Origin of the sequence: Comamonas sp. B-9, from assembly GCF_000410635.1 — a bacterium.
Lineage (GTDB): Bacteria > Pseudomonadota > Gammaproteobacteria > Burkholderiales > Burkholderiaceae_C > Comamonas.
Genome location: NZ_KE148536.1, coordinates 1 through 4,583, shown reverse-complemented (window position 1 = coordinate 4,583; position 4,583 = coordinate 1). Strand labels below are relative to the sequence as shown.

Genomic DNA, 4,583 nt, shown 5'->3' with positions numbered 1-4,583 from the left:
GGGGCTGACATCGCTATCGGCTACCGTGCATTTGAAACCTGTGCCCTTGATCAGGGAGACCTGGCCTACCCGATAGTCGCTGGCGCTGCCCCGGCCCGTGTCTTCGCAGTAGTCCTTGGCGCGCTTGAGCTCGGTGGCTTCCGTTTGGTCTTTGTAGTTGGTGGAGCCAGCCGCAAAGCGTGCCAGATTTGGTTGCTTGCGCGCCAGGTGGTAGTAAATCTGGTCGTAGCCCACCGAAGGCTGGGTGGGGTGCAGGTCCCGCAGTTGGACGGCCATCACCTCTCCCGTTTGGCGGGTAAAGTTGTCGGACACCACCACGTCAATCGCACAAGACTGGCCTGCCGCCAAGGTCAGGTCGTTGCGGCAGGCGGGCACCTGGCTGTCATCGCTGGAGGTAAACAAACGCGTGCTGGCGTTGCCGTTTTGGATGCTCAAACCCTGCAGGCGCACTGGCTGCTGGGTGGTGTTGCGTACCAATACCCGCTCGCTGAAATCCCGGTCCAAACTGATTTTGGCCGGGCTGGTTTGCAAGTCCAGCGTGCGTTGCACTGCTTCGGCCTGGGTGCTGTCTGTCTGGCCGAAGCCCACCACGGCAAGCATCGCCAGCACGGGCAGGCTCAACCAATGGCCTGCGCCTTTGCGCTTGCCCAGCAGCAGCACCAAGCCAATGGCCAGCACGCTCAACAACACGGCCAGTGGGCCCAGTGGCACGGGCGTGGCTGCGGCAGCGCCTGGGGCCAGGATGGCCACAAACTCCACCACCAGCGAAGCGGTTGTTGGTTGGGCATAGACGGGAGAAGCAGTGGCTGCGCTAAGCGCCAGCGTGGCAGTCGGCAAGAGTAGACGGTGCATAAACAGGGGGAGAGGTAACAAAATGCTAGGCCGCCACCCTAAGGCGTTTATTTGACAGCATCGTGACAAGACCGGCCATAGCCATCTGTTTTGCGATGCATGCAAGGGGCAGGCCTGATATCAGCCAGGCATATGGCCGCCATAAAAAACCAGCATTTGATTTATGGCTGTAGCACCTCAATTGCAGGCGATGGACGGCCGGGATACAGCCCTGTGCGAGCCAGCGACCTCCCGCCTTGCAGATGTGAAAGCGATCTGCGGGCGGCAGGTCCAGCGGCCGCTCCATCCCTTCTTTTTTCCTCAGCCCAAGCATTGCCATGTCAGCCCTGTTTACCCCCTTTACCCTCAAAGACGTCACCCTGCGCAACCGCATTGCCGTGCCCCCGATGTGCCAGTACAGCGCCACCGATGGCTTTACCAACGAATGGCACCAGGTGCACTACCCCTCGATCGCCCGGGGCGGCGCGGGCTTGGTGATTGTTGAAGCCACCGGCGTGTCGGCAGACGGCCGCATCAGCCCTGCCTGCCTGGGCCTCTGGGATGACGCCCATGTGCCCGGCCTGGCGCGCATTGCCGCCGGCATCGAGGCCGCAGGCGCCGTGCCCGGCATCCAGATCGCGCACGCCGGCCGCAAGGCCAGCGCCAACAGCCCTTGGGAAGGCGACGACCATATCCCCGAGAGCGACCCGCGCGCCTGGCAAACCATTGCCCCTTCGGCCATCGCCTTTGGTGGCGACCTGGGCCGCGTGCCCCGTGAGATGACCCTGGCCGATATCGAACGCGTCAAAGCCGACTTTGTCGCCGCCGCCCGCCGCGCGCTGGCTGCGGGCTTCAAATGGCTGGAGCTGCACTTTGCCCATGGCTACCTGGCCCAGAGCTTTTTCTCGGCCCACTCCAACCAGCGCCAGGACGCCTATGGCGGCAGCTTTGACAACCGCGCCCGCTTTGCGCTGGAAACCCTGGCCGCCGTGCGCGAAGTCTGGCCCGAGAACCTGCCACTGACCGCCCGCTTTGGCGTCATTGAATACGATGGCCGCGATGAAGAAACCCTGGCCGAATCCATCGAGCTGGTGCGCCGCATGCGCGAAGGGGGCCTCGACCTGCTCAATGTCAGCGTGAACTTTGTCATCCCCGGGGTGCAGATCCCCTGGGGCGAGCCCGCCTTCCTGGCCCCGATTGCCCAGCGCGTCAGCCGCGAAGCGGGCCTGCCCGTCGCATCGAGCTGGGGCATTGACGACCCCGAGTTGGCCGAGCGCGTCGTAGCCGAAGGCCAGATGGCGCTGGTGATGATGGGCCGCTCGATGCTGGCCAACCCGCACTACCCCTACACGCTGGCCCAGCAGCTCAAGGCAGCCCAGCCGGACTGGGTGCTGCCTGCCCCTTACGCGCACTGGCTGGAGCGCTACCGTGGTGCGGGCAAGCAGGCGGCGGTGGCCTGAGCCTTCCCCCGCGTTCTAAGGGACCCACCCGAGACCTCGGGCCGGTCCTTTTTTGCTTTAAAACCGGTACCGCGCCGTCAGCATCACATTGCGCGGATCGCCAAAGAAGTTGGGGCCGTTGTCTGCGCCGATGGAGCTGTAGTAGTAGCGGTCGAATAGGTTGTTGATGTTCAGGTTCAGATCCAGCTGGCGGTTGACGGTGTAGCCCAGGCGCAGGCCGGCGATGGCAAAGCCGCCCTGGTGCACGCCCCAGGGGCTGTCGGTCTTGCTTTGCACCTCCAGCGATCCGCCCACGCTCCAGCGCTGCCAGTCGCCTGGCAGGCGGTAGTTGGTGGCCAGCTTGACGAGGGTTCGCGGAATATTGGAGGCATAGCGCTCGCCCATGGTGTAAGTGCCAGCAGGGTCATAGGCCGATGCCGGGCTGCGCCGCTTGGCCGAGGCATAGGTGTAGCTGGCGGCCAGCCGCCAGCCGGGCTGCAGCTCGCCGCTCAGCTCCAGCTCCACACCACGGCTGCGCACTTTGCCGGCAGACTGGTAGCAGCTGGTGGCGCGACCTCCACAGGCCGATGCCGGCAAGGCATCGGGCAGGTTGTCCAGATCGATCTGGAAGATCGCAGCGCTGGCATTGAGCTTGCCGTCCAGGTATTCGCCCTTGATGCCCAGCTCGAAGTTGGTGCCGGTCTGCGGCGGCGGGCTGCCGCCATCGGCGCTTTCGTAGCTTTGCGGGTTGAAGATGCGTGTGCCACTGGCATAGACCGAGTACTGGTCATTGAGCGTGTAGACCAGACCCGCATAGGGCGTGAACTTGCGCGTTGCCTTGTCGTGCGTGACGCCATAGGGCGTATCGCCGTCGTACTGAGCCTGGTCACGCTCGAACCAGTCCAGACGTGCACCCAGAATCAGCTTGGTGGCATCGCCAAGCGCCAGGCGGTTCATGCCGTAGAGGCTGGTCTGGTCCATCTCGGCTTTGCGCGCCCACAGGCCAAACTCGCCAATCGTGGGTTTGGGAATGCTGCCCGGGTCCCAGCTGAGCGGGTTGAACGTGCCCAGCGTGAAGTTGCCATTGATCGTGGCGCCGCCGCCCACATCGTTCCAGCGGCTGCGGCGGTGGCTGGCGCCCAGGACCAGGTCATGCGCGCGGCCCCAGGCATTGAACTGGCCCGAGAGCTGGGCATCGATGCTGCGCTGGGTACGGTCGTAGTCATAGCCACCACCACCCAGACCGAACTGGGTCTGGCCATTGCTGTCCAGTACCGGCGTGCGCAGGTAGGTGCCCAGCATGTGCATCTCGCTGTTGATGGCCGACGCAGCCAAGCGCGCCTTCCAGCCATTGTCCAGGCGGTGCTCCAGATCGGCAAACACCGTCTTGCTGCGCTTGTCCCAGAAGGACCAGCTGGGGCTCATGCGGGTCGAGCGCGACAGCGGCAAAAAGCTGCCGTCGGGGTTGGTGCCCAGGCCGTTCCAGTCCACGCCGGGGTTGTCTTCGTCGCTGAAGGAGCCGCCCACGGTCAAGGTGGTGGAGGCCGTCAGGTCGGCTTCGACAATGCCATAGACCAGGCTGCGCTTGTTCTTGGTGTCCTCGATGAAGGAGCCCTTGTCCTGGCGGCTGACCACGGTGCGGCCGCGCAAGGTGCCTGCCTCGTTCAAGGGGCCGCCCACGTCGAGGGATGCCGTGTAGTTGTTCCAGCTGCCGGCGCTGGCGGTGACATTGCCCTCAAAGCTGCGGCCCGGGCGCTTGCGCACCAGGTTGATCGAGCCGCCCGGCGTGCCTGCGCCCTCGGTCAAGCCGGCTGCGCCGCGCATGATCTCGGCCCGGTCGTACATGGACAGTGCGCCGGTGGACAGCGCCGCCTCCTCATACTCGATCGGCAGGCCATCGACCAGCAGGTTGTTGATCTCAAAGCCGCGCGACGAAAAGCGGTAGCGCTCGCCGCCCCACTTGACCACCGACAGACCCGGCGCCGCCTGCGCAATATCCGCCAGCGAGACCAGGCCCCGGTCTTCGATCTGCTGGCTGGTGATGACGGACACGGACTGCGGTGTCTCGCGCGGCGACAGCGCCAGCGGCGTGGCCGTGCGCATCTGCTGTGTGGTGTAGCTGCCCGTGCCTTCGGTGGCGCCACTGCGGTCAAGCGGCGCGCTGACCTTGACTTCGGGCAGGGTCAGCGCTCTGTCCGCGCCATCGGCGGGTCGGGCTGTGGCGGCGGGGGCCGGTGCAGCCCGCAAGGTATAGACACCGGCAGCGCGCGCCGCTACCGGCTCCAGGCCCGTACCGGCCAAGAGGCGGGCCAG

Annotated in this window: 2 protein-coding genes and 1 pseudogene; 1 reads left to right on the top strand and 2 read right to left on the bottom strand. The window is 65.2% G+C overall.

The window, feature by feature from the left end:
- Positions 1-852 (bottom strand): annotated as a pseudogene (locus tag H928_RS32830) (hypothetical protein); the annotation flags it as partial.
- A gap of 317 nt (positions 853-1,169) precedes the next feature.
- Between H928_RS32830 and H928_RS0107645 the strand changes: the two are divergent.
- On the top strand, positions 1,170-2,291 hold the full coding sequence (locus H928_RS0107645; RefSeq protein ID WP_021025949.1) for an NADH:flavin oxidoreductase/NADH oxidase: 1,122 nt from the start codon (positions 1,170-1,172) through the stop codon (positions 2,289-2,291).
- 57 nt (positions 2,292-2,348) lie between these two features.
- Here H928_RS0107645 and H928_RS0107640 read toward each other — a convergent pair.
- On the bottom strand, positions 2,349-4,583 hold a 2,235-nt coding region (locus H928_RS0107640), incomplete at its 5' end, for a TonB-dependent siderophore receptor (RefSeq protein WP_027010671.1).

Excerpts from the sequence above, each read along its gene's own strand:
- H928_RS0107645 (WP_021025949.1), top strand. The coding sequence starts at position 1,170 with ATGTCAGCCCTGTTTACCCCCTTTACCCTCAAAGACGTCACCCTGCGC.